Annotated in this window: 22 protein-coding genes; 17 read left to right on the top strand and 5 right to left on the bottom strand. The window is 43.2% G+C overall.

Annotation, left to right across the window (positions count from 1 at the left end):
- Window positions 1-8: 8 nt before the first annotated feature.
- From FC60_RS07225 to FC60_RS07215, 3 genes are all read left to right on the top strand, one after another.
- The gene (locus FC60_RS07225) at window positions 9-1400 is read left to right on the top strand and encodes a flavocytochrome c (protein ID WP_056937749.1); all 1392 of its coding nucleotides are present in this window, start codon (window positions 9-11) and stop codon (window positions 1398-1400) included.
- Between the two features lie 126 nt (window positions 1401-1526).
- Window positions 1527-2465, top strand: a complete 939-nt coding sequence (locus FC60_RS07220) for an L-lactate dehydrogenase (protein WP_056937748.1) — start codon at window positions 1527-1529, stop codon at window positions 2463-2465.
- A 37-nt stretch (window positions 2466-2502) separates the two neighbouring features.
- On the top strand, window positions 2503-3969 hold the full coding sequence (locus FC60_RS07215) for a DASS family sodium-coupled anion symporter (protein ID WP_056937747.1): 1467 nt from the start codon (window positions 2503-2505) through the stop codon (window positions 3967-3969).
- A 63-nt stretch (window positions 3970-4032) separates the two neighbouring features.
- On the opposite strand, the gene FC60_RS07210 is transcribed toward FC60_RS07215, so the two are convergent.
- Window positions 4033-4983 carry a sugar-binding transcriptional regulator gene (locus FC60_RS07210; protein WP_056937746.1) on the bottom strand — a complete coding sequence of 317 codons (951 nt, stop codon included), beginning with the start codon at window positions 4981-4983 and terminating at the stop codon, window positions 4033-4035.
- Window positions 4984-5127: 144 nt separating this feature from the next.
- Between FC60_RS07210 and FC60_RS07205 the strand changes: the two genes are divergently transcribed.
- The 12 genes from FC60_RS07205 (at window position 5128) to FC60_RS07150 (ending at window position 16356) form a co-directional block, all read left to right on the top strand.
- Entirely contained in the window at window positions 5128-6291 is a 1164-nt protein-coding gene (locus FC60_RS07205) for an NAD(P)-dependent malic enzyme (protein WP_056937745.1), read from the top strand.
- On the top strand, window positions 6292-7329 hold the full coding sequence (gene citC / locus FC60_RS07200) for a [citrate (pro-3S)-lyase] ligase (RefSeq protein WP_056937744.1): 1038 nt from the start codon (window positions 6292-6294) through the stop codon (window positions 7327-7329).
- Window positions 7330-7332: 3 nt separating this feature from the next.
- Complete coding sequence (citD, locus tag FC60_RS07195) at window positions 7333-7623, top strand: citrate lyase acyl carrier protein (RefSeq protein WP_056937743.1); 291 nt, start codon at window positions 7333-7335, stop codon at window positions 7621-7623.
- 3 nt (window positions 7624-7626) lie between these two features.
- Window positions 7627-8532, top strand: coding sequence for a citrate (pro-3S)-lyase subunit beta (gene citE / locus FC60_RS07190; protein WP_056937742.1), 906 nt, complete (start codon window positions 7627-7629; stop codon window positions 8530-8532).
- A complete protein-coding gene (gene citF, locus FC60_RS07185) occupies window positions 8522-10060 on the top strand; it encodes a citrate lyase subunit alpha (RefSeq protein WP_056937741.1) in 1539 nt (512 codons plus the stop codon). Before citE ends, citF begins: the two co-directional genes overlap by 11 nt.
- 84 nt (window positions 10061-10144) lie before the next feature.
- Complete coding sequence (citX, locus tag FC60_RS07180; protein WP_056937740.1) at window positions 10145-10687, top strand: citrate lyase holo-[acyl-carrier protein] synthase; 543 nt, start codon at window positions 10145-10147, stop codon at window positions 10685-10687.
- Window positions 10684-11472 carry an alpha/beta fold hydrolase gene (locus FC60_RS07175; protein ID WP_056937739.1) on the top strand — a complete coding sequence of 263 codons (789 nt, stop codon included), beginning with the start codon at window positions 10684-10686 and terminating at the stop codon, window positions 11470-11472. Before citX ends, FC60_RS07175 begins: the two co-directional genes overlap by 4 nt.
- Before the next feature lie 64 nt (window positions 11473-11536).
- The gene (locus FC60_RS07170) at window positions 11537-12421 is read left to right on the top strand and encodes a LysR substrate-binding domain-containing protein (RefSeq protein WP_056937738.1); all 885 of its coding nucleotides are present in this window, start codon (window positions 11537-11539) and stop codon (window positions 12419-12421) included.
- Between the two features lie 16 nt (window positions 12422-12437).
- Window positions 12438-13775, top strand: a complete 1338-nt coding sequence (locus tag FC60_RS07165; RefSeq protein ID WP_056937762.1) for a threonine/serine exporter family protein — start codon at window positions 12438-12440, stop codon at window positions 13773-13775.
- Window positions 13776-13857: 82 nt separating this feature from the next.
- Window positions 13858-14787, top strand: a complete 930-nt coding sequence (locus FC60_RS07160) for an alpha/beta hydrolase (protein WP_056937737.1) — start codon at window positions 13858-13860, stop codon at window positions 14785-14787.
- 9 nt (window positions 14788-14796) lie between these two features.
- Window positions 14797-15381 (top strand): DJ-1 family glyoxalase III, encoded by a 585-nt coding sequence (locus FC60_RS07155; protein WP_056937736.1) that lies wholly within the window; start codon window positions 14797-14799, stop codon window positions 15379-15381.
- A 96-nt stretch (window positions 15382-15477) separates the two neighbouring features.
- The gene (locus tag FC60_RS07150; RefSeq protein ID WP_056937735.1) at window positions 15478-16356 is read left to right on the top strand and encodes an RluA family pseudouridine synthase; all 879 of its coding nucleotides are present in this window, start codon (window positions 15478-15480) and stop codon (window positions 16354-16356) included.
- 202 nt (window positions 16357-16558) lie between these two features.
- Here the strand turns inward: FC60_RS07150 and FC60_RS07145 are convergent, their stop codons facing one another.
- From FC60_RS07145 to FC60_RS07130, 4 genes are all read right to left on the bottom strand, one after another.
- Window positions 16559-17827: an oligosaccharide MFS transporter gene (locus FC60_RS07145; protein WP_056937734.1), complete on the bottom strand. Its 1269-nt coding sequence runs from the start codon at window positions 17825-17827 to the stop codon at window positions 16559-16561.
- A gap of 12 nt (window positions 17828-17839) precedes the next feature.
- Window positions 17840-19258 (bottom strand): glycoside hydrolase family 32 protein, encoded by a 1419-nt coding sequence (locus tag FC60_RS07140; RefSeq protein ID WP_056937733.1) that lies wholly within the window; start codon window positions 19256-19258, stop codon window positions 17840-17842.
- Between the two features lie 125 nt (window positions 19259-19383).
- Window positions 19384-19908: a DUF4811 domain-containing protein gene (locus FC60_RS07135; RefSeq protein ID WP_056937732.1), complete on the bottom strand. Its 525-nt coding sequence runs from the start codon at window positions 19906-19908 to the stop codon at window positions 19384-19386.
- On the bottom strand, window positions 19908-21386 hold the full coding sequence (locus FC60_RS07130) for a DHA2 family efflux MFS transporter permease subunit (RefSeq protein ID WP_056937731.1): 1479 nt from the start codon (window positions 21384-21386) through the stop codon (window positions 19908-19910). Before FC60_RS07130 ends, FC60_RS07135 begins: the two co-directional genes overlap by 1 nt.
- Before the next feature lie 245 nt (window positions 21387-21631).
- Here FC60_RS07130 and rnjA point away from each other — a divergent pair, with 245 nt between their 5' ends.
- Window positions 21632-23413 (top strand): ribonuclease J1, encoded by a 1782-nt coding sequence (gene rnjA, locus FC60_RS07125; protein WP_056937730.1) that lies wholly within the window; start codon window positions 21632-21634, stop codon window positions 23411-23413.
- Between the two features lie 420 nt (window positions 23414-23833).
- Window positions 23834-26277: accessory Sec-dependent serine-rich glycoprotein adhesin (locus FC60_RS07120; protein ID WP_056937729.1), on the top strand; the 2444-nt coding region annotated here is incomplete at its 3' end.

The raw sequence follows: 26277 nt of genomic DNA, 5'->3' as shown, positions 1-26277 counted from the left end.
TATTAGACATGGCAAGTGAATTTCAAACTACTCCCCATGACCAAATTAAAGCGACCTATGATGCCGTGATTGTCGGTTCAGGTGGAACTGGGTTGACGGCCGCCATCCAAGCGCATGAATCAGGCTTAGACGTTGCCGTTTTTGAAAAAAATGTCGAATTAGGTGGCAATACTAATCGGGCTTCATCAGGGATGAACGCGGCGGAAACCAACGTTCAATTACATCATGGGGTGATTGATAATGTGGCGGACTTCTATCGCGAAACTTATAAAGATGGCGGAAAGCTCAATGATAAGGATATGCTTGGCTACTTTGTCTATCATTCAGCCCCCGCAATCAGTTGGTTGGCCGATCATGGGATTAAACTGGATGATATTACGGTTACTGGTGGAATGTCTAAAAAGCGGACGCACCGACCAGCTAGCATGGCGCCAATTGGTGGCTTCTTAGTGAAGAGCTTATTAAACGTTGCGGCGCAACAAAATATTCCAGTATTTAATGAGACCAAAGTGGATCAATTATTGCAGGATGCAACGGGGCGCGTTAATGGAATTAAGCTTTCCTTAGATGGTCATAGTCAAGAGGTTAAGGCCAAAGCCGTTATTCTTGCTACAGGTGGGTTTGGAGCCTCAAAAGCCTATATGAAGCGTTACCGGCCGGATCTGATTGATTACAAGACGACTAACCAACCCGGTGCCACTGGTGATGGACTTGAATTAGCCGAAGGGGTTGGGGCGGAATTAATGCAAATGGATTTGATTCAAGTGCATCCAACCGTCCAACAAGATAATCCACATGTTTATTTAATCGGCGAAGCGGTACGGGGTGAAGGAGCGATCCTTGTAAATGCGCAAGGACAACGTTTTGTCAATGAGTTAAATACACGCAAGATCGTTTCGAATGCGATCACGGCCTTGCCAGAACAAAGCGCTTATTTAATCTTTGATCAAGGGATCCGCGATCGGGTGAAAGCCATTGAATTCTATGATAAAACGGGTCTGGTAGAGCACGGTGACACGATCGAAGCCTTAGCACAAACCTTAAAGATGGATCCAACGGTCTTAAAGCAAACCGTTAGTGATTGGAATCAAGCTGTTCAGGATCAAAATGATGAGCAATTTGGTCGGACTACGGGGATGGAACGAGACATTTCTCAACCGGGCTTCTTTGCCATTCATATTGCGCCAGCCATTCATTACACTATGGGTGGTCTTCACATTGACTCCAAAACCCATGTGTTGGATGGGAACGGGGACGTGATTGAAGGCTTGTACGCCGCTGGTGAGGTTGCCGGTGGTTTGCATGGAAATAATCGGGTTGGTGGCAATTCCATTGCCGAAACGATTATCTTTGGGCGTCAAGCTGGACTGCAAGTAGCCCTATGGAACAGTCAAAAATAATTTAAAAATGTTAAAAATATAGTTAGAATTTTTAAATAATTAAAACAAAGTTGAGATTTGTGGTATGATCTTTGTGAATAAAGTTTCAAACGTTGAAACAAATTTACAGAATGAAGGTAGCAGAAATTGAAGAATCGGAAGGTAGTTTTAGTCGGTGATGGTGCAGTGGGTTCAACCTTTGCCTACTCGTTAATCCAAAGTGTTAAAACGGTTGAAGAATTAGTGATCGTTGATCTGAATAAAGAACGTTCGCAAGGCGATGCAATGGATCTACAGGATGTAACCCCATTGACCGCAGATATTGATATCCATATTGGAGATTATCAGGATGCGGCGGATGCGGCAATTGTAGTCATTACTGCTGGAGTACCGCGCCGGCCTGGAGAAACCCGGATTGATCTCGTTAATAAGAACGTCAAGATCTTACGCTCGATTGTAGAGCCAATTGTGGAAAGTGGTTTTAAAGGAATTTTCGTCGTTTCCGCCAACCCAGTTGATATTTTGACGACATTAACGCAAAAGATTTCCGGCTTCCCACGCGAACGGGTCATTGGGACGGGGACTTTCTTAGACAAAGCCCGCTTAAACGTCATTCTTGGTGATCATTTTGGCTTTAAGCCGAGTGAAATTGACGCCCTAGTCTTAGGTGAACATGGTGATACTTCGTTCGTCAATTTTGATGAAGCCAGGGTCAACGGACGGCCTTTAAAAGACCAGGTTGATTTGACTCCGGAAGTGAAAAATCAAATTGAAACTGAAGTTCGTCAACGGGGCGGTAAGATTATTGGCACTAAAGGCGCAACTTTCTATGGCGTGGCTTATGGGCTGTCCACTATCTGTCGGGCCATTCTCGAAAACAATTACAAGATGATGGTGATTTCAGCGCCTTTGAGTGGTCAATATGGGATTAAGGATCTTTATCTGGGGACTCCAGCAGTAATTAATTCCAGTGGCATTGCGCAAGTCATTCAAACCCACTTATCTCCAGAAGAGCACGAAAAAATGAAACGTTCAGCAGAACAAATGCAAGCAGTCATTGATGGGGTTTCATCAATGGATGAATAGCAAGAGATGAATAACCAAATTCATCAAGGAGAAAATAATGAAAACCATAGAGAAGGTTAATTATAAAGGCTTTATTTGGCCTTTAGTGGTTGGGGTAATTATGTGGTGCATGACACCAATTCGCCCCGATGGTTTATCGGCAATTGCATGGCAAATGTTTACGGTCTTTGTGGCAACGATTATTGGTTGTATTACCAAACCCTTACCAATTTCAGGGACCACCTTGTTGGGGTTAGTGGTTACCGTATTGCTTGGTTTAGCGCCGGTTGAATCGACAAAATCAGCGAGCGGGGTTGTTACTAATAGTGGGATCTTATCCGCCTTTAGTAACTCGGCTTCCTGGTTGATTGCGATGGCTTTTATCATGGCAGCGGGGATCACCAAGACAGGCTTAGGAAATCGGATTGCTTACAATATGATTAAGCTATTCGGAAAACGCTCCATTGGGATCGCTTATGCCATTACCGGCCTAGAACTAATTATGGGTGGCTTAATTCCTTCCAATAGTGCTCGGTCAGGTGGGGTGGTTTGGCCAATTGTGGAATCTATTTCGGAAACTTATGATTCCAAACCTGATGAAAAGTCACGGAAGAAAATTGGGGCCTTTCTAGATTTCATGGCTTTCCACGCCAACATTATCTCTACGGCCTTATTCGTTACGGGGGCTGCACCTAATATTGTGGCACAAGCGATGGCCGCTAAAGCTCATTATCAAATGACTTGGATTGGCTGGTTTACGACCGCCATTGTTCCAGTTGTTATTTGTGCGGTTGTCATTCCGTGGTTAATCTATAAGATGTTTCCACCAGAAATTAAAGAGACACCCAATGCTAAAGCCTGGTCGGAAGGTAAGTTAGCTGAAATGGGAAAGATGTCCGTGCCCGAAAAGATTATGACGGCCGTCTTTGTGATGGCGATCTTAATGTGGGTCTTAGCAGGATTCTTTGATATTCAACAATTCGAAGCGGCCTATGTCGCCTTTCTAGCTGTGGTGATCTTACTGATTACTGGGGTGCTGAAAGTGGATGATCTCTTAAAAGAAAAAGGTGCCTGGAATATCTTAATCTGGCTTTCCATCCTGGTCTTCATGGCAAGTAAGTTAACGGACTATGGTTTCATTGTCTGGTTTGCGAAGACGGTTCAAAGTGGTTTACACGGCATTAGTTGGGGCGTAGTCTTGGCAGTCTTGGTGCTGGTAATGTTCTACAGTCACTACTTCTTTGCCAGTGGGACGGCCCATGTGACGGCTCTTTACTTACCATTCTTGACGGTTTCCGTTGCTGCGGGAGCACCGTTAGCACTGTCAGCAATGATGCTTGCATTGACGACAACGATTATGGCTTCTACTACGCACTATGCGAATGGACCTGCATCAATCTTAGCTTCGACGGGTTACGTAAGCCAGAGTGAATGGTGGAAATACAACTTTATCTTAGGTCTGGTTTACTTAGTAATCTTTGGAGTAACCGTTCCACTTTGGGGTAAAGTAATTGGTCTCTGGTAACATGTTGGAATAACAATGAGGGTAGCAAGGAACCATAAATGAGTTTCTTACTACCCTCTATTTTTAATCACTTATTTCTAATTCATGGCAAATTAACAAGGCAATCGATTCGGTGATTATTAAATCGGTGAATAGCTCGCCACGTAAAGCACCAAGGGCTGCTTGGTATTTTGATTTGCGTTTGATAATGCCAAACCGTCGTGGTACCTGCCGGATTGTTTCTAGTGGAATGGAAAAAGTCGTGTCATGTCCTAAGTTTAAAAAATTACCATTTAGGTCAAAGGGGCGTCCATAGGCCATGCCGGCAATTTGATCAAGGTCGACTTGAGGGAAAATTTGGGCTTTGTGATCACGCCAGGGTTGAATCGAATCAATGGAAGCAAGAGTTCCCAAGCCACAGACTACGAGATCCATTTGGTTAGCTACATTGAAAACCCGTTCCATCGCTGGTTCATGAACTAGTTGTTGACGAACCTGATCGCTTACAATATATAAAGGAGCCGGGATAATATAGTAGGGCGCATTATACTTAGCCGCCGCATTTTGCACCATCCGCATTGAGCCAGCTTGGGAACGATATTTCATGTTTTCACCGGTGAATTGCGTGAAGGTAATTTCAGGTTGGACGGATTGCTTAAACTCCGTAATAACATCCGCCACCGTTTCTCCCCAGGCGATCCCGACGGTGGTGCCGGGTTTAATGGCGGCCTGGACTTGAGTGGCGGCAAAAGATGAAATGATCTTTTCTTGCGTGATGGTATTATCGGTTTCCTTAATTACATATAGATTCTTAATTGCGAACTCTTGGTGTAACCGGCGCTCCAATTCTGGATTGCGATCTAAGCCGGAATGAATATTGATGGTAACAATCTGTTTATTAATGGCCTCATCCAGGTATTTCATGATGAGGTAACGACTGAGATTATATTTTTTTGAAATGTCGTTAATTGACATCTTACTAAGGTAGTAGTCTTCAGCTAGTTTTCCGAGTAATAGGTTGTGATCAATATCCATCGTCAAGGCCCCCTGATTGCATTTAAATTATTATATCATGATTAAAATATGGAGATTCTTTTTAAATTTTTAAAAATATCAATTATAATTTGAAAAAGTTAAAATAAGTGGTATGATGATCAATGAAAAAGGGGGGCAACGAAAATGACAGATGAAGAAATTCTTTCGCTCCATGCTCAACATCATGGGGTCTTAAATATGGCTCCGCAGATGGCCGTGCATAATCGTGAAGAACTTGGTAAAGCTTATACACCAGGTGTGGCGGTAATTTCGAAACTAATTGAACGGTATCCCGAATTAAAGGACAAATATACCTTAAGTGGGAAATTAGTAGCGATGGTTACTGATGGTTCAGCGGTCTTAGGGTTAGGTAACATTGGCCCGGCAGGTGGGTTGCCGATTGTCGAAGGAAAAGCACTTTTATATAAAGATTTAGCGGGGGTTGATGCGATTCCTTTAACCTTAGATCAGGTTCCGGTAGCAGAGTTTGTCCAAACCTTAAAAAACATCTCCAAATCCTTTGCCGGTTTTCATTTAGAAGATATTGAGGCCCCCCGTTGTTTTGAAATAGAAGAACAATTAAGGCAGGCGGTTGATATCCCGGTTTATCATGATGATCAAGAAGGAACGGCGATTGTGGTGCTGGCCGGTTTGATTAATGCGGCGAAAGTCGTGCAAAAGCCCTTGACCGATTTAAAGGTGGTCTTGAATGGCCTCGGGGCTTCGGGGGTTGCCACGGCCCGGTTATTAATTAAAATGGGAGTCAAGCAGCTCACCCTCTTTGATATTGATGGGCAAGTCCATCCAGATAGTCCCGAATATAATCAGTATCAACGTGAAGTAGCGCAAGAAAGCTTGGTACAAGAGCATTTTGATGATTTATCAAGTGCTATGGTGGGGCAAGATGTCTTCATTGGGTTATCTACTGCGGATGTTTTGACGGCTGCGGATGTGCGGACGATGGCGAAGGACCCAATTATTTTCGCTTTAGCCAATCCTAAACCAGAAATTGATCCAGCTGTGGCCAAAGATGGTGGAGCGACGATAATCGCGACAGGATCGAGTCAGTACCCCAATCAAGTTAATAATATCTTAGCTTTTCCGGGCTTATATAAGGGCCTGTTACAAACCGATTTGAAACAAGTAACCTGGGAATTGGAAGCCCAAATTGCCCAAGCCTTAGCACAAATGATTTCACAACCTGAGCCCGCTAAGATTATTCCAGGAGTATTTGATGATGGGGTGGTGACGACGGTGGCCCAATCTGTCATTGATTTTGCCAAGAGCCAACATAGAAAGGGTGATTGATTGGAAATCCAAACGCTAAATCTAAAGATAAAACGTCATTATCAAAAATGGCGTCATTTTCTGGAAGTAAATGGGATTCAACATTTTGAATCCAGTGAAGTTGATCAAATTGAGCAGACTTTTGTTTGGATCGAAGGTCAAGCGATTGCGGCAACTGGATCGCTAGCCGGCAAGGTGTTGAAGTATATTGCAGTTGACCGGCGATATGCAGCGGAAGGGGCACTTTTTAACCAAGTCATTAGTCAGTTGATGCAAGCGGCTGCTACGAATGGTCAGTATCATTTATTTGTCTTTACCAAGCCTCAGTATCAAGCAAGCTTCGAGTATGTTGGTTTTCATACTTTAGCTGCAACCAGTGATGGGGTGATTCTCGAAGCAGGGACTCCTGATATTAACAGCTTTATCAAGGAAATTCCTAAAGCAAAAGCGCATCAGCAAGTAGCCGCGATTGTCATGAATGCCAACCCCTTCACCTTAGGTCACCGCGCTTTAGTTGAGGCGGCGAGTCAGGAAAATGATTTGGTATATCTTTTTATTGTCCAGGCGGAGCGATCGCTGTTTACCTTTCAGGAACGGTGGCAGTTGGTTAAAGAAGGGGTAGCAGATTTAACTAATGTTAAACCGGTCGCGAGCGGTGATTATCTGATCAGTGCAGCGACTTTTCCGGCATACTTCTTGAAGGACGATCAGGATTTAGGTACTTATCAAGCGGCTTTAGATATTACTTTATTTAAAAATCAATTTGTCCCTGCCTTGCAGATTAAGCGCAGGTATGTGGGTACGGAACCATTATCAAAAACCACGAATAGCTATAATGAAGTCATGAAGCGATTGTTACCACCAGAAGTTAAAGTCGTCGAAATGGCACGAAAGCTGGACCAAACTGGTCAACCGATTTCGGCCACACGAGTCCGACAAGCCATTTTAACTGGTGATCAACAAAGCTTACAGGCATTATTGCCGACCAGTAGTTATAACTATATCAAGGAACACTTAGCGACATTACAAGAACGAATGTTAAAGATAGGAAGGAAGTAAAAGATGGAGATTAAACAAACTGCTCTAGCAGGGACATTAGAATCATCAGATGTCCAGATTACTTTAAGTCAAGGTCAAGGAATTACGATTGATCTGGATTCTTCTGTGGCAGATCTATATGGTGATCAAATCGAGCAAGTGATAAAAGACACTTTAGCTGCTTATGACATTACCGATGCACAAGTTAAGGTTGTTGATAAAGGGGCGCTAGATTGTGTCATTAAGGCGCGGATGATGGCTGTTATCCAACGGTCTTTAGATACCGTGGATCAACCAAACTGGGAGGTGCTTTAAAAGATGGAAGAACGATTACGACGGACGATGATGTTCGTACCTGGTAATAACGCCGGGATGGTGAAAGATGCTGGGATTTACGGCGCTGATTCGATCATGTTTGACTTGGAAGATTCGGTTTCCATGGCCGAAAAGGATGCCGCTCGGATGTTGGTTTATGAAGCGTTACAAACCCAAGATTATGGGGATGCTGAATTAGTGGTCCGGGTCAATGGCATCGATACCCCATACTTTCGTAATGATGTCTTTGCGATGGTAAAAGCGGGGATCGAGGTAGTCCGTTTGCCAAAGGTTGAATCTGCTCAAATGATGCAGGACCTGGTTAAAGTAGTTGAAGAAGCAGAAGCAAAATTCGGCCGTGAACCAGGCAGTACCCATGTTATGGCTGCTATCGAAAGCGCCCGAGGAGTTTTAAAGTCCTTAGAAATTGCGGAAAGTACGGACCGCATGATTGGGTTAGCGCTCTCGGCTGAAGATTATACGACCGATATGAAAACCCACCGTTACCCGGACGGAGCGGAATTGGAGTTTGCCCGGAATATGATTTTGCATGCGGCGCGGGCAGCAGGAATTGCCGCCTTTGATACGGTCTTTACTAATATGAATGATGTTGAAGGTTTCCAACGCGAAACGGAACATATTCATCAACTTGGTTTCGATGGAAAGTCACTGGTTAATCCACGTCAAATTGACTGGGTCAACAAAGTTTATGAACCAACCCGCAAGGAAATTGAAAATGCGCTGGATGTGGAAGCGGCTATTGAAGAGGCAAACCAAAAGGATTCAGGAGTAATCTCAATGAATGGTCAGATGGTCGATCGTCCGGTTGTCTTACGGGCACAACGAGTTATTCGATTGGCTAAAGCATCACATTTGATTAATGAGGAAGGTGAATACATTGAAGAATAAGGTCGGACGCGAAATTTCAGACGAAGTTTTAGCACAAACTGATTACCAACCATTTGAAACGACTGAAATCGGTCACCCAGTGGTTACCTACACTGATCACCAAGTAAGGGTCACTAAAGGTGATGACAAGCTAGTTGATTCATTAACGCAAGTGATTAAAGATACCCTTAAGGATGGCATGACGATTTCCTTCCACCACCATTTCCGGAATGGAGATTATGTCTTTAACATGGTCATGGATCAAATTATCAAATTAGGCTATCAAAACTTGACGCTAGCTCCGTCCTCATTAACAGGAGTGATGAATGATAAGGTGATTGAAGCGATTAAGGCCGGAACAGTTACTAATATTACTAGTTCGGGGATGCGGGGAAGCCTTGGGGAAGCGATCTCCCATGGTTTAATGAAGAATCCAGTGATCTTCCGTTCCCATGGGAATCGGGCCCGGTCAATTGAAAATGGTAACATTAAGATTGATGTCGCTTTCTTAGGGGTACCGAATGCTGACCGGATGGGAAACGCCAATGGGATGGAAGGTGAATCCGCCCTTGGTTCATTAGGTTATGCCTTAGTTGATGCGAAGTACGCTGATAAAGTTGTCCTTTTAACTGACACCATTGCCGATTACCCGAACACCCCGGCTTCCATTCAACAAACCCAAGTTGACTACGTCGTGAAGGTCGACAAAGTTGGGGATCCTGACCGAATTGGGAGTGGGGCAACGCGCTTCACTAAGAACCCGAAAGAATTAAAAATTGCTAAGATGGTCAATGATGTCATTGTTAACTCACCTTATTTTAAGCAAGACTTTTCTTTCCAAACGGGGACTGGTGGCGCATCCTTAGCGGTTGCCCGTTTCTTACGACAATCAATGTTAGACCATGATATTACTGCTTCCTTTACTTGTGGGGGGACGACCTCGCCAATCGTGGAATTGCTAGAAGAAGGTCTTGTCAAGAAAGTCATGGACGTCCAAGACTTTGATAAAGGGGCCGCTGCAAGTATGAAGAAGAATCCTGGTCAAACTGAAATTGACGGTTCCTGGTATGCTGATCCAGATAATAAAGGTGCAATGGTGGATCAATTAGATATTGCAATCTTATCGGCCTTAGAAATTGATACCGACTTTAATGTCAATGTGTTAACTGGATCGAATGGTGAAATTCGGGGTGCTGTTGGTGGACACCAAGATGCGGGGACGGCCAAGATGACCATTATTTCGGCCCCATTAACCCGGGGACGGATCGCTACGATTGTTCCGGCAGTTAATTCCGTGACGACACCAGGATCGTCAATTGATGTGGTGGTGACTGAAGTTGGGGTTGCCGTTAACCCTGCTCGTCAAGATTTGATTGAAGCTTTCAAAGCTCATCCATCAATACCGTTAGTATCGATTGAAGAATTACAGGCGCGGGCCGCTAAGATTGTTGGTCAACCCAAACCAGTTGAATATACTGATCGGACAGTAGCATTAGTTGAATACCGTGATGGTACCTTAATTGATGAAATCAAGCAGATTAAGGATTAACTATTAAGTCCCTAAACATTCTAGGTGAATGCTTAGGGGCTTTTTGTTGTATGATAGAAGCATTATTTAAAAAGAGGAATTGTCATGGAAATTTTTAACCAATCCCCAGCGGTCAACATTGAGCAGGTTTTGGCTAATCGAGACCGACGGGTTAAATTGCAAGCCAGCTTTTTAACGGATGGGTATCCTACCGTCATTGCTATTAAGTTGAATATTCCGGGCCCCGTCAAAAACGGGCCAACTATTCGTCAATATTTTGAAAAAGTTAATCGTCAATTTGAGATGGTCTTAAAAGCGCAAGGTTGGCCTTATAAATTGGCCTTAATGGATTTGGGATCTGTAACGGGTCCCGAAAGTTTTTATCAGCTACATGCTGATCCTAAAGCTGCCAAGAAATTAACAAGTCAGTTTGAAGAAGATTCAGCTGATCACCGACTCTTAGATATGGACGTCATATATCAAGAGGGATCGCAAACGCGGTCAATCTCACGAGCAGATTTAAATTTGCCAGCGCGAACCTGCTTGATTTGTGGTCGCTTAGCTAAAGATTGTGGTCGGTCACGACGACATACGGTGGCTGAACTACAAGCCAAGGTTGCTGAACTAATTGAAGGGGCTCTCCAGTGACAATTAAATTACGTGATGGTAAGCGGTTGAATATTCATCGAGAAGGAAATGGAATTCCGCTAGTTATGATCCATGGCTTTGGAGGTTACCAACAGATCTGGACGGATCAATGGCCATTGATTGACCAATTATCCTTAATGGGGATTAGCTATGATCTTCGGGATCACGGGGCATCAAGTCGAGATCCACACTTAACCAAGGTTAGAACACTCGTTGATGATTTAGCAGAATTTTTACAATCTTACCAATTAGATCGGCCAATTTTGATGGGGCATTCAATGGGGGCTAGTATCATTTACGGTCTAATGCAGCTTTATCCCGAGATTGATCTACGCGGGGTGATTGCGATTGATCAATCACCGAAAATGATTAGTAGTCCGACTTGGGCATATGGATATTGTGGGGCCACCAGGGCTAATTACCGTCTGTTACTGCAAACAAGGGGAAACGTTTCTGAAACCTATCAAGGACTGGACTCAAAGGTCTTAAATCAATTAGCAATCGTCAAAGCCCAATTTCCTTTTGATCGGCGTGACCACCTGCCTTTACTCTATGATCATGCTCGCCAGGATTGGCGAGCCGGGTTGGTGACAACTACTACGCCAACCCTTTTGGTTACTGGTCAACATAGTCCTTATTTTAACGGGGATTTTGTAGAAGTATTAAAAGCGCAAAACGCGTGCTTGCAACATGTTGTAGTTAGACAAAGTGGTCATTGTCCGATGGCTGAGCAGCCAGCAATCTTTAATGAAGCTATTAGGAATTTCATACAAAGCTTAGATTGAAATGCAGGCTTGATTAGCTTTATAATAACAAGGATATTAAGCCCTGAGTAAGGAGGGATGGTAGATGAATAGTCGGGATCTAAAATATTTTATTGAATTAGTCGAATTGAGAAATTATACCCAAGTTGCGAAGGCTTTTAAGGTTTCCCAACCAACGATTACCCAAGCCGTTCAACGCCTGGAAAAAGAATTTCAAACCAAATTAGTTAATTCCGAGCGGAATCATCGTGATGATATGATCACTCGGAGTGGGATTTTGTTGTACGAAAATGCGAAGGTGATGCTGGGCCAATTATCGACGACTCATCAAGAAATTGAACGTTCTAAGCACCGGCAAATTCAAATTGGGATCCCGCCGATTATTGGAAAAATGGTAATTTCGCAAGTGGTTGAGAAATTACAGCCGCAATTATTAAAGCGGCTAAAAATTATCTCGATGGGATCACACGAACTATTAACTGAAGTCACCAAAGGTCATTTAGATTTAGCCCTGATTGCTTCCACGGAGCCCTTACACATTTCACAAATTACGGCTTATCCTTTAGCCGCCTTACCCTTTAAATTAATTGTTAGTGAACATCATCCCCTAGCCCAATACGATCGGCTTACCTTTGCCCAGTTAGGTCAGGAACGGTTTATTAATTTTGATCAACAATATATTCATCAGCTGGCTTTTCAGACTTATTGTGATTATACGGGAGTGAAACCATCAATTGCGGTCTATCGCATTCCCGATATTTCCTGGGTCAAAGAATTGGTGCGGCAAAATTACGGAATCAGTTTAATGGTCGAGCAAGCGGTTCGGAACGAACCGGGGATTAAGGTAATTGAACTGACGGATGAAGTTCCGATCAAATTTTATATTTCGTTAGTGATTCGCCAAAGTTATGTGATGAGTCCGGAAGAACAGAATATTGTCGAAGATTTCAAAGCCATTGATTTCAGTTAAGGGGGAAACGACGGGCATGACTGCAACAGAAAATCAAACCGAAGAATATCGTCAACATATGGAGATGCCATGGGAACAGTTTGTGCAAAGTAATGATGATGTTCCGGCTAAAAAGGCCGCATTAATTGAGCGGACCGTGACGGTGGGCCGCATTGGCTTAATGATTTTAGCCTGCGGAACCGGGTCATGGCGGGTCCGGGATGCCATGAATATTGTCGCCCGTTCCTTAGGCTTGACCTGTACGGCCGATATTGGCTTAATGACGATTGAATACACTTGTGTGGAAGGGGCTCACAGTTATACGCAAGTCTTATCCTTACCATCATCAGGTGTGAATATGACGAGATTAAATCGGTTAGAAGGTTTAGTAAAAGAAATTGAATTATCTAATCGTCAATGGACTGTGCCCGAGATTCATGATCGTCTCTCACAAATTGAAAAAGAAAAAAGCTCTTATACTGCCATCCATCAAGGTTTGGCAGCTGGTTTAGCCTGTGCCGCCTTCGTGTTTTTGCTAGGCGGTGGACCGATTGAAATGTTGTGTTCTTTTATTGGGGCCGGTATTGGGAATTTTATTCGCCGTCAATTGATTGCACGGAAGATGATGCTCTTAGTCTGTGTTTCAATTGCTGTGGCGGTGGCTTGTCTGTGTTATGCCGGAGCTTTTTATTTGATTCATGCACTCTTTCAAGTTAGTGGTCGCCATGAGGCTGGTTATATTGGAGCTATGCTATTTATCATCCCGGGATTTCCATTTATTACTAGTGGCTTGGATATGTCGAAATTAGATATGCGCTCCGGTTTGGAACGCTTATCCTATGCGATTTTAATTATTTTGGTGGGGACCCTAGTAGGGTGGCTAATGGCTGTCATCGTAGGCTTAAAACCCGAAAATTTCATCGCCATCACCATGTCACCAGCCCTCTTAATGATCTTACGGTTGATTTGTAGTTTCTTTGGGGTATTTGGCTTTTCCATTATGTTCAATAGTTCGGTGCGGATGGCCAGTGTAGCGGGCTTGATCGGGGCCATTGCGAATACTTTGCGACTAACCCTCGTTGATCATCAAATTCTAGCGGGTGCGGCGGCCTTTTTAGGCGCATTAACGGCGGGATTATTAGCTTCAATTATCCGGCGGCGGGTTGGTTATCCCCGGATTTCGATAACGATTCCCTCAATTGTCATCATGGTACCGGGTCTGTATCTTTATCGAGCAGTTTATAATTTTGGTATGATGAATGTCGGTACCAGTGCGGAATGGATGATGAAGGCAATTCAAGTGATGGTCTTTTTGCCGCTGGGCTTAACGGCGGCGCGGGTACTGACGGATCCCAAATGGCGCCATACTAATTAAGGAAAGCTTAAATTTTATGCAAGCAAGATTGTGTTAGAATTAAATAAGAATAAATACTTGCATGAAAGAAGGATGTTGGTCGATGAAACTAAAAAAACAAGTGTTAACCAAGCCACGACACCGTTCACCCAAGGCCAACATGGTAGAATTAGGAATTCAATTATCGGGAATTAAGCGTCAGTTTGAAGATCCATCGAAATTAGCCGTGTATCTAAATCAGCAAGCTGCTAAGGTCAAGAAACCATTTGCCTTTCCGAAGGGAACTCATTTTCATGTTAATCATGAAATCAAGGCTTTTGAGGGGCTGTACTATATTGTTTTAAATCAACAATTACGACCCGCGAAACGGCTAGTATACTTTTGTGGTGGTGAATATGCCGAGTGGCCGACTAAGGAGCATTGGAACTTTTTAGATCAACTCGCCCAGGCGACTAAGGCCCAAATTTATGCGCCAATTGTCCCCACCATTGCTCAAGGCGGGGGGCCAGTGGCCTATCCTTGGGTCAGAAAATTTTACGAGCATTTATTAGATCTTGATCGGCATGTTCCTACCACGATGCTGGGCGATTCAGCTGGCGGTGGTCTTGCGGCTGGGTTCGTGAGTACCTTAATTGATCAAAATTTGTTGTTACCGAATCAATTGGTCTTGATTTCACCTTGGTTAGATTTGAGTTTAGCCAACTCAGCAATTTCTGATTATGAAAAATCGGATGTTTACTTATCGGTTGCCGGTCTACAACGCGTCGGTCAACGCTGGCAAGGCGAGTGGGAGCAAAATGATCCCCGCTTAAGTCCAGTCGAAGCTGATTGGACGCCGGAGGTTCCAGTTCAAATTTTTGTTGGTGATAAGGAGATTATGTATCCGGATTGCTTGCGATTTGCAGAAAATTTACGTCAACAACATGTTTCAGTAGATTTGCAGATTGGGCAACAGATGTTTCATGATTACCCGATTTACCCAACCCCAGAAGGTCAACATGTGATTAAAGAAATTGCAGACTTTATCGGATAGGAGGATCTGATGGCAAAAGAAGTAGCCGTAATTTTTGCGGATGGTTGTGAAGAAGTCGAAGGGTTAACGGTCGTAGATGTTCTACGGCGATTAGAAATTCCGACGAAAATGGTCGGTTTAACTGATCGACAAGTCATGGGGGCCCATCAAATTGCCTTAACTTGTGATGCGGTTGTTTCTGATGACTTGTTGACAGCGGATGTAGTCGCCTTTCCTGGTGGTCGCGGGGGTGCTGAAAGGCTCCGTGATCATAAAGCATTAAAATCTATCATGGTGCAACGGCAAAATGATGGTAAGTGGAATGCAGCTATGTGTGCGGCGCCAATTGCTTTTGCACGCTATGGGCTATTTAAAGACGCTGATTTTACTTGTTTCCCTGGGTTTGATCAAGTGATCTTGTCAGAGGAACCGAGTGCTCGTTTCCACGAAGATATAACGGTCGTCGACGATCAACGGCATTTAATCACTAGTCGGGGGCCAGCTACAGCAATGGCATATGCTTTTGCGATTGCTGAACAACTTGGGGTTGATACTCAAGAGATGCAACATGCGATGCTGTATGATTACTTACAAGCTGAATTTCAGCAAAAGTAGTGGTTGTCTTTGAGTTAGATTTTAGATAACCTTAAATTAGCCAAAGAGGCTGGTGAAGTTATTTCACCAGCCTCTATTAGTAAGGAGTCGAACATAATGGAAAATACCTGGGTTTATCGAGGCACGGAACCAATTAAAATCAAGCAGTATTTGCATTCCTTGGGAATGGGCCATCGCTTATTTAATGATATTAAGAATGGTCAAGGGGAATTTTTAGTTGATCATCGACCAGTGCGCCCAACAACCAAAATTTTACCTAATCAACCCCTAACCATTAAGGTCCAACCAGAACCGATTGATCCGACGGTGCAAGTTAGCACAGCTGACTTATCAGTAGTGTATGAGGACGATAACTGGTTAGTTGTTAATAAACCGGCGGGTGTCTCATCAGTGCCCGGACCTACACAACCAACTGACACCATCTTAAATCGAGTGACTGGTTATTTAAGACAGGGGCAGTCGCCTGATCAACGGCCCCATCTAGTGACCCGCTTGGATCGATATACGAGTGGGTTAATGTTGATCGCCAAACATAATGTAGCAACTAGTATGATCTCACCGCAAGTCCAGACTCATCAAATGCTAAAAGAATATTTGGCGGTGGTGCAGGGAAGATTGCCGGAGACCCATCAATTGATCACCAGTCCGATCGCGCGGGTTGTTGGACAAGCCCAACGAGTGGTTGACCCCGATGGGCAAAAGGCTGAAACAGAATATTGGGTTGAAGAGACTAAAGGTGACTATTCATTAGTTAGATTGCAACTACATAGTGGTCGGACCCACCAGATCAGGGTTCATTTGAGCTCGATTGGGTATCCAATTGTTGGGGATGCTTTATATGGTGGTGATTGTTCAATCGTCGATCATCAATTGCTTCAGGCCTTTAGTTTAGCCTTTGTCGATCCCTTTAGCGAAGAGCAACGGACATTTGAATTGCCAATGGATGAGCGCTTTAATCAGATCTGGACGAATTAAGCAAGAAGCTGGGAAAAAAGCAATCAGGCGTCCTATAGGGCTAACCTAGAACGAATGTTGGTATGAAACGGACCGACGTGAGTTCGTAGTAAGACTCGTGGGCGCGCTTTTTGACCGTAATTATGAGTGTGAACAAAAGCAATAAGGGTGAGAAGAAATGTTAGCATTTCTTCTCACCCTCTTTTTAATCTAAGTTAATTTATTAAGCATCCATAGGTTGACCGTTAACGTCTTGATGATCACCCTTTAAGATAAAGAAGGCGAAGATTAAGGCTAAAAAGACAATTCCGGAAATTACCAGGAAGGTTGATCGGTAGCCAATTTCATCGTGGAGCGAACCCAAAGGGGTTGAAAAAATGATTTGCCCTACCTGACCAGCAATTTGGCTGACAACCATGTACATGGTGGCCGAAAGGCGCGTGTCAAAGTGCAAGGTAATGTAACGAAAGATGGCTAAGGCAAAAATTGCGGTTTCTGGTGCGTGCAGAAGCTTAACGCAGGAGATACCAAGCGGATTCGTGACTAGTCCACACGCACCGATTCGGATAAACATGACGGTGATGCCGATTAAAACGGTGCGCCGGACACCGATCTTTTTCATCAACCAGGGGACCCAAGCCATCATAATAGCCTCTAAGAAAACTTCAATAGAATTTAAAATTCCATAAGCAGTGTCGCCAACAGCTTGGGTCTTGAAGAATTGGGTGAAAAATTCGGGAAACATTTGTTGATCGAATACGGTATAAAAGGATCCACTTAAGATAATCAAAATTACCAATTTCCAAAGATCAGCCAATTTAAAGACGTGAAGGATCTCTTTAAAAGATGGTTTGTCGGCTTCTTTAACTTCTTCGGCCTTATCTTCATATTGGTTAATGATAGTTGGATTTTTCGTTCGTCCTAAGGTTAACAAGAGCAAAGTCAAGCAACTCACGACGCTAGATAACCAGAAAACAATATAGGGACTAATGGTGAACAGGTAACCCGCACACAGGGCAGCGACGGCGTAACCAAAGGATCCCCATGATCGAGCCTGACCATATTCGAATCCATAGCGCCGACTCATCCGTTCGGCTAATGCTTCAAAAGTTGGTGAAGCAGCTAGAAAGGCTAAAGACAGATAAAAGGATCCTGCGATTGCTCCTAATAAGAAGTTGCTTTTCAGCATAGGGGCATAGATCCAGGTGAAGAAAGGTCCTAACAGCATTTCTAAAATAGTGATGACAATTAATAATTTGCGCTTCAGGCCTAATTTATCTTGGATGGAGCCATAGATAAACATTAAAACCAGAGTAATGGCCGAATCAAAAGTATAAATTGTCCCCACTTGAGCCCCAGAGAAGCCCAATCTAGTCGTTAACCAAATCTGGAAGAACGACCACCAGATTCCCCAAGCCGTGAAGAAGAAAAGTAGGCTAAGCGATGCCTGGATATAAAAAGGATTCTTAAAGACACTTTGTGAATGTTTCATAATCGGATACCTCTAGTCGGGAATGCCGAGTTGATAAGCAGCCAGTTGAGCCTTGGTTGGTTCTTGGGCGGATAAAATAACACTAGGCGCTTCTTCAACATAATAGCGTTCAGTAAAACAAGCTTCACCATCATTAATAAAGATTTCTACGGAACTAGTATCAATGATGATCTGAAGATGATGAGTTGGTTGCGGAGTGATGGTGACATAACGTTTTCCACCGTGATGAGGTCGATCTAAAGTGAATTCATTTTGTGCAGGATCAAAAGTTAAAGACATGATGACCTGATCTTGATTCCGGAAGCTCCATTGGTAATTCTGAGGATGCTCTAAAGTTAGGTCTAATTCAGCATGTTGGGCATCGTTGTATGCAATGGTTACCGGATGATTTAGTTGGAGCGTTTCAGAGACGATGGTCTGTTGACGCAATTGCGCTAGTTCGGCGACGGGGATCATTCCTAAGTGATGGTTTTTAATCACGTATTCACGGGGAACGGTCAGACAGCCACACCAACCATCGGCTTGTTCTGGATATGGATCGTCAAAAGAACTCATCCATCCATACATCATTTGGCGACCATCGGGAGCTAAAAAGGATTGGGGCGCATAAAAATTATGACCATGATCAATTTCAAAAAGGGACCCACGGTTAAGAGTTTGGGTTGAATAATTTAAGTTACCCATTACAGAAGCAACCTGATTGAGATTTAAGAAATTATGCCCCTGAGGAGCAATCCCCATCGGGGAAAAGACAAGGATATCTTGGCCATTCAGGTGGAAGAGATCAGGACATTCCCACATAAAGCCTTCTGAATCGGTCGAATTTGCGTTGGTAATTGGCCCTAGTAATTGCCAGTTAAATAGGTCTGCGGATTGATATAAAAGCACGCGGCCAGTTCGACTTGATTGGGCTTGACTACCGACAATTAAATAATATTGACCATCATGAGCCCATACTTTAGGATCACGAAAATCTTGACCATTATCATCAGGGACCTCAATGACCGGATTTCCTGCGTATTTAGTGAAGTGAATCCCGTCATCGCTATAAGCGACATTTTGATTTTCCCAGAAGTGATCTTGATCACCATCATCATAATAATGGTGACCAGTGTAAATTAGATAGAGACGATTATCTTTAACGATGGCCGAACCGGAAAAGCAGCCACCAGTATCTTCTGGATCACCGGGGGTTAGGGCAATTGGTAATTCTTCCCAATGTAGTAAATCCTGACTCCGGGCATGTCCCCAATGCATCGGTCCCCATTCGGCAGAATAGGGATGATATTGATAGAAGACATGATAATAACCTTGGAAGTAACAAAGACCATTGGGGTCGTTAAGCCAGCCACCAGGAGTTTGTAGATGATAATGCTGACGGTAACGAGTATTGGTGATAGTGATCGATTCTTTAGCTTTTTCAAGTGACATAAGTTGCCTCCTTTCGTTTTGTAAACGTTTACAATTTGAATTATAAAAAGCAATTTAAACTTGTCAATGTATATTAGCCGTAAAAAAAGTCCCAGCTCTTTCGAACTAGGACCTAAGATGATGACTTATTGTTGTGTCATTTGTTGTAATTGATTGGTGCTAAGCACTAACCAGTCAGTGTTGACATAGAAGTGATAATTAGTGGATTTGGTCTCGTTATCAGTACTCAGAATGCCAAACATCCATTGACTAAGTTTGTTTGCATAACGATATTTGATCGTCGTGACTTTGACTTGCGGCTTGGTCGAAGTAATCGAAACCTTTGTGGTGGCGTTAGTATCGGCCTTAGTGTGTTGAGTTTTATCTTTGGTTGTCGTCTTATATACGTAGACCTTTTCTTTCCCATTCCCTAAAGAGCGGTAGGCGAGCAACTTAGCACGTGGACTTAGAGAGGATAACTGTTGGGTGCGGACACTGGACTGGGTAGTCATCCCCAAATGATAGTTATCATGTAAGACGAAGGCGGTCACATTAGCGATTAAAAAGATTAAACAGATGATCCCATAAGCAATATGGTGGCGCATGGTTTGTTTAACTGCGGTGAACCAATAAAAGCCTAGTGCCCAAATAATGGTAAAAATAATAATCATTAATCGTGCACCTCCGGTTTAATTTGATCAAGGTTGAGATCGCGAGTCCGGTTACCTGATTTCAAGAAACAGGCCATGACGGCAGCAACCAAAGCAAACAGGGTCGCCGTGGCAAAAGCAGCATGGAACCCATTAATGGTTGCGTTAATGTATTGGTGCCGATAAAGTAATGGCGTATTCACTAAAACGCTATGGGCTGGCTTAGTAAGGTTGGTAACGTTCGTTAAAACTGTTGTCATGATCGCGGTCCCAATCGAACTCAGAGCTTGCCGGAAGGTGTTATTGACCGCGGTCCCATGCGACATGTCGGTTAGTGGCAAGACGTTCATCCCCGAGGTCGTGACAGGCATAAAGACCATCGTGACTCCGAACATCCGAATGGCATAAAAAATAATAATGGAGATAACCGGCGTCTTATTGGTTAAGGTTAGGAAAGGAATCGTCCCGACTAACAAAAGGGTTAAGCCGGTTAAGGCCAAATACCGTGCCCCAAAACGATCAAATAACCGTCCTGTCACTGGGGACATGATTCCCATCATTAGAGCCCCCGGTAGCAGCATTAAACCAGAATGGAAGGCGGTTTCCCCGCGAACATTTTGGATATATAAAGGTAATAACATTTCCACCCCGATCATGGCGAGGTTAGCGACACTAGAGATGACAGAAGCTAACGCAAATTCGGGATATTTAAAGACCGAGATCTTCAGGAAAGGATCCTCAAGCTTGAACTGTCTTCTGACAAAGAGGACAATAAAAATCAGCCCGATGATAATAAAACTAAGCACTAAAGGATCAGTCCAACCCCGGCTTGAGGCATCCGAAACTCCGTAGAGAAGAGCGCCAAAGCCGACCGTTGAGGTGATCACCGACCAAACATCCAATGGTTGTTGGTGAGTTTTAAGGACTGGTCGCATCAAAAAGAAGGCGAGGGCAATGACGATAATGACAGGAATGATCATAAAACCAAATAGATCCCGCCAACTTAAGTTATCAACCACCAGCCCTGATAAGGTTGGCCCGATGGCTGGGGCTAGTCCCGTTGCCATCCCGACGATTCCCATGGCAGCTCCCCGTTTGTTAGGCGGGAAAATTGAAAGCATGATGGTTTGTTGCAAGGGCATGGAAACCCCGACCCCAATTGACTGAATAATTCGTCCTAATAATAAGGTTTGGAAATTTGGTGAGACAAATGCGGTGATGGTTCCCAAGAGGAAACATGATTCTGCCACTATGTACATCACGCGCGAGTTTAACTTATTGATTAACCAAGCCGAAACGGGGATCATAATCCCGTTAACCAGCATAAAACTAGTGGTTAACCATTGTACTGTTGAAGTCGAAATATCAAAAGTACGCATGATCGCAGGGTAAGCAGTTGCTAAAAAGGTCCCCGTTAGAAAGTTACAAAAGGTCCCGATGGTCAAAACGATGACGAGAAGGGTCCGATTGTAGGAGTGACCGTTAATATCTGTCTGCATTTAAACGCCTTCTTTCTAAAAAGTTGATTGAAATTTAACCTTTCTATTCTAGTCCTTTTGTTCATTGATAGTAAAGCATTTGGATCGAATTAAATCAGAAAATTGTGTTCATAAAACTACTCATTTCAGAGCCTTTATGATAAGATTAGACATAGTTTAGTCTGTACGAATAAATAATGATTACATTCCATTTTGTGATCATGTAATTGATGAAAACTGAATACTTAAAGGAAAGAAAGGTTATTATGCGTAAACTAAAAATTAATAATAATGAAGTTGCCTTCTTTGCAGTTGGTGGATTAGGCGAAATTGGAAAGAATATGTATGCGGTTCAGTTCCAAGACGAAATCGTCATTATTGACTGTGGGGTCTTGTTCCCTGAAGACGACTTACTAGGGGTCGACTATGTTATTCAAAATTATGACTACCTAGTGGAAAATAAGGACAAGATCAAAGGGATTTTTATTACTCACGGTCATGAAGATCATATTGGGGGCTTGCCCTTCTTCTTGCAAAAGGTGAAGGCACCGATATACTCGGGTCCTTTTGCCATTTCGTTAATTAAAGGGAAGCTGGAAGAAAAGCATTTACTCCGTGAAACAGAATTTCATGAAGTTGATGAATTTTCCGAAGTTCACTTTAAAAAGCTGTGGGTTAGTTTCTTTCGAACGACGCACTCAATTCCTGATACCTTGGGGATTGCTGTTCATACTCCTCAAGGAACGATTGTTCAAACGGGGGACTTTAAGTTTGACTTAACACCAGTCGGGAATTTACCAGCCCCGAATATGCAACAAATGGCTAAGTTAGGTGAAGAAGGGGTATTGCTGCTGACGTCTGATAGTACCAACGCCGAACGACCAGAATTTACTAAGTCTGAACGGTGGGTTGACATTCACGTGCGGAAAGTCTTTCAACGGATTAAGGGGCGGATCATTTTTGCCTCCTTTGCTTCTAACGTTTATCGACTTCGGGAAGCTAGTGATGAAGCTATTCGACAAGGACGGAAGATCGCTGTCGTTGGTCGGAGTATGGAAAATGCCATCGTGGCCGGTCGGGAATTAGGTTATCTGAAAATCCCTGATGATGCCTTAATCGATCCTTCAGAGCTAAACTCATATCCACCGGAACAGGTGATGATTATGTGTACGGGGTCGCAAGGGGAACCAATGGCGGCCTTAAGTCGGATTGCCAATGGCACGCATCGACAAATTGCGATTCAACCGGGTGATACCGTGGTCTTCTCCAGTAGTCCAATTCCGGGGAACACCACGAGTGTGAACAATTTGATTAACCGCTTGGAAGAAGCCGGGGCTAATGTGGTTCACGGATATGTGAACAATATCCATACGTCGGGACACGGTGGCCAAGTGGACGAAGAGATTATGTTACGCTTGATGAAGCCGAAATACTTCGCTCCCGTCCACGGTGAATACCGGATGCAAAAGATCCATACTGAGTTAGCCCAATTAACGGGGGTACCAAAGCAAAACACCTTTATTTTAGAAAATGGGGATGTATTAGCTTTAACAAAAGACTCAGCGCGGATTGCTGATCATATTGAATCGATGGGCAATGTTTATATTGATGGTCGCGACGTTAACGATTCCGTTGGGGATCCAGAAATTCGGGAACGACGGATGTTATCGGAAGAGGGGGTCGTGACCGCTATTGCGGTAGTTGATCTCAAGGACTTCCAAATTGTGGCGGGCCCAGATATTGTATCGCGTGGTTTTGTTTACATGCATGAGTCACAAGACTTGATTCGAGCAGCTAATCACGAAGTCTTCTGGGCAATTCTAAATACCTTTAAGAATCATAAAAATATTGATCGGCGGATCTTAAACCGGACAATTGTCAGTCGGCTACAAAAACTTTTGTATGACCGGACGGGACGGCATCCTGTTATTATTCCAATGGTTACAATTATTAATGGTGATAGTGGGAAGAGTAAACACCACAAAAAAGGCCATTCGAAAAAACAGGAAGATAAATCAAAAGCTGAAACTCCGGTGACAGCTGAATAATATAAAGAGCGTTATCTAGCCAAGTTCTAGATGGCGCTCTTTTATATAGAGAAACATCATCGTAAAATATATAAATATATTTATATATTGGATATAAACAAAAAAATGGACAAATTTTCTTCATGTATATCAATGTATATAACCTATGATTAGTTGACCATTGGAAATACTGTTAAATTGGGCTTTTTAAAAATAACACAGGACGTTTTCCGAACGTTTTTACGTGAAGCTTAGATTGAATCTAAATTTTTTATAAATTATTTTAATTATTTTAGATATATCGACCGATAAACTAACCCAAATCGGCTTGAATTCATCACGGAAGCTTAGTAATATCTTCATCATACATTCTATCTATATCTTAATATACATCTAATAAAGAAATAGAGATAGGGATTAAAGACGAGATGGAGGATGCGTATGAATAAGAAGCGTGATCGGTACTTCGGTAAATATGAAGAAACAAGTCGGGATTCACGGGTCAAAATGTATAAATCCGGGAAGCAATGGGTTAGTGCCTTGCTATCACGGATCGCCTTATTACGGGTGCTGGGTAAAGATGCTTCACAAGAGGTAAAAGCTGATACGACGGAGATTCAAAGTGGTTTATCGGCTAAGAGTAAGGAGTTAATCAAAGGGATTGCAGCCGTGGGGGCAATAACTGGTGGTGCCTATGCGATGCAACAAACGGCTTTTGCCGATACGACTGCAACTAGTGCGGTAACTTCTACTACTAGTGAAAGTACCTTGGCTAATGCTGATACGGTTAATTTGGCTTCTGGATCTACCACTTCCACTTCTGCTACAAGTACGTCATCGTCAGATGAATCGGTGAGTGCGTCTAAGTCGGCCAGTGAAAGTACTTCGATTAGTGAAAGTAAGAGTGAGAGTGTTTCGACGTCGGTTTCCACTTCGGATTCAAAGGCTAAGACTAGCACTTCTTCCACGAGTGATGAAAAGTCAACTGGTGATACTTCAACTACTAGCACGAATAGTACGACTGAAGCAGCCACTAGCACGGCATCAGATGCATCTACTGAAGAAGCTTCAACTGGTTCTACTATTGCTGCCAGCAACAGTGAGCTTGAAGCGACGGTTACTGATGTAAATACGACCGCTGGAACGGCGGTGGCTACAGCAACCATTGCCAATACCAGTTCCTCATTAACGCAAACGCAAATTAATCGCATTTTGCGGAGTATGAAGTTAGTCACCACCAATACGAGTTCTGATGGGACGACTACCTATACCTTTACGCAAGATGATTTACAATTTGCTAAATCAACAGACAATCTTAAAGCTACCTCAACAGTTCGCACTAGCAGTTATCAAGTCCAATTAATTACTTCGCTTACGGCAGTATATAATCCAACAACTCATACCATTGAATGGACGGCAGTATATAATCCAAATCTTGCTACGACGGATTATACGAACGGATGGCTTTCAAAATCTGTCAACCCGACGGTGTATGATAGTTTTTATATTGCAGTTAATACCAATACCGGATTGAGCAATCCCACAAACGTAACTATTAATGATATTAGCGCAAGTAATCTAACATTTGATCAAGTTAAAGGTTATGTAACTTCACAAGGGACAACTTTCTCTGGTAGTACAGAACCTGTATATGGTAGACAATATTACACAAATGTAGCTACCACACTAAGTGATGCAGCGACCATCAAATTTACTACCAGTTATAGTGGTGATTTAGCAGGTCTTTCTAATATTCAGATCTCAATTATTGGGACGGTAGCTACTTCACCAGAGGGGAATGGACACTATACCTATGAAGCTGGTTCCACATTAGTTAGACCGAATAATAGAACGGTAACTTATGCGCAACCAGATAGTAATTCACTAACTGCCATTTCAGGATATACAATTAATGGGATTAATACTACTCAAGTTGTATCAGAAAGTGAGAGTACTAGCGCCTCTAAGAGTACTTCAAAGAGTAAAGCAGAGAGCGAGAGCACTTCAGCAAGCAAGTCAGATTCCGAAAGTTTAAGTACCTCTAAGGAGAACAGTGAATCGATCTCGACCTCGTTCCTTCACACTACTTCTTACAGCACATCGAACTACCGCAGTGAGGTTGAGAGCCAGATTAAGAGTGCTAGTGATTTAGCCAGCCAAGCTAGTGCTACTTCGACAAATGAATCACGGGTTAAGTCGATTAGCGAAGAGAATTCGACTAGTTTGAACGTCAGTGAATCAAACGCCAGCAAGTCGGATTCTGAATTGAATTCGAGTGCTTCCACTAGTGCTGCAAGTTTAATCAGTCAAGTAAAGAGTGCTTCCGAAAGTGCTTCAAAGAGCAAGTCTAATTCGCTTGTAATTTCAGCCTCCTTATCAACCGGTGGTGGTAGCTTAACCAGTGATCAACAGAAATCGATTTCTGAAGCCAGCGAATCAGCATCAACATCGGTAAGTAATCAAAGTACTAGTTTGAGTGAAGCTTCTGAATCGGCAAGTATCTCTCTTTCAAGTCTTCAGAAATCAATATCAGAGGCTAGCCAATCTGCTTCAACATCATTAAGTGAAGCTCTTAAGAGTTTATCTGAGACTATTGCTAGTGATAGTGCAAGTACCAGTGCTTCGACGAGCTTCAGTGAGAGTGCTTCGACTAGTGCAAGTATTAGTACTAGCGAAAGCGCAAGTACAAGTAAATCAACAAGTACGTCCTTAAGTACATCCACGAGTGAATCGCTCAGCGCATCAACGAGTGAGTCCTTAAGCGCCTCAACCAGTGAATCACTAAGTGCTTCGACCAGTGAGTCCTTAAGTGCCTCAACCAGTGAATCCTTAAGTGCATCCACAAGTGAATCCCTCAGTGCCTCGACGAGTGAATCCTTAAGTGC

The organism is Limosilactobacillus gastricus DSM 16045, from assembly GCF_001434365.1.
Lineage (GTDB): Bacteria > Bacillota > Bacilli > Lactobacillales > Lactobacillaceae > Limosilactobacillus > Limosilactobacillus gastricus.
This window is presented reverse-complemented; position numbering and strand designations above follow the sequence as displayed.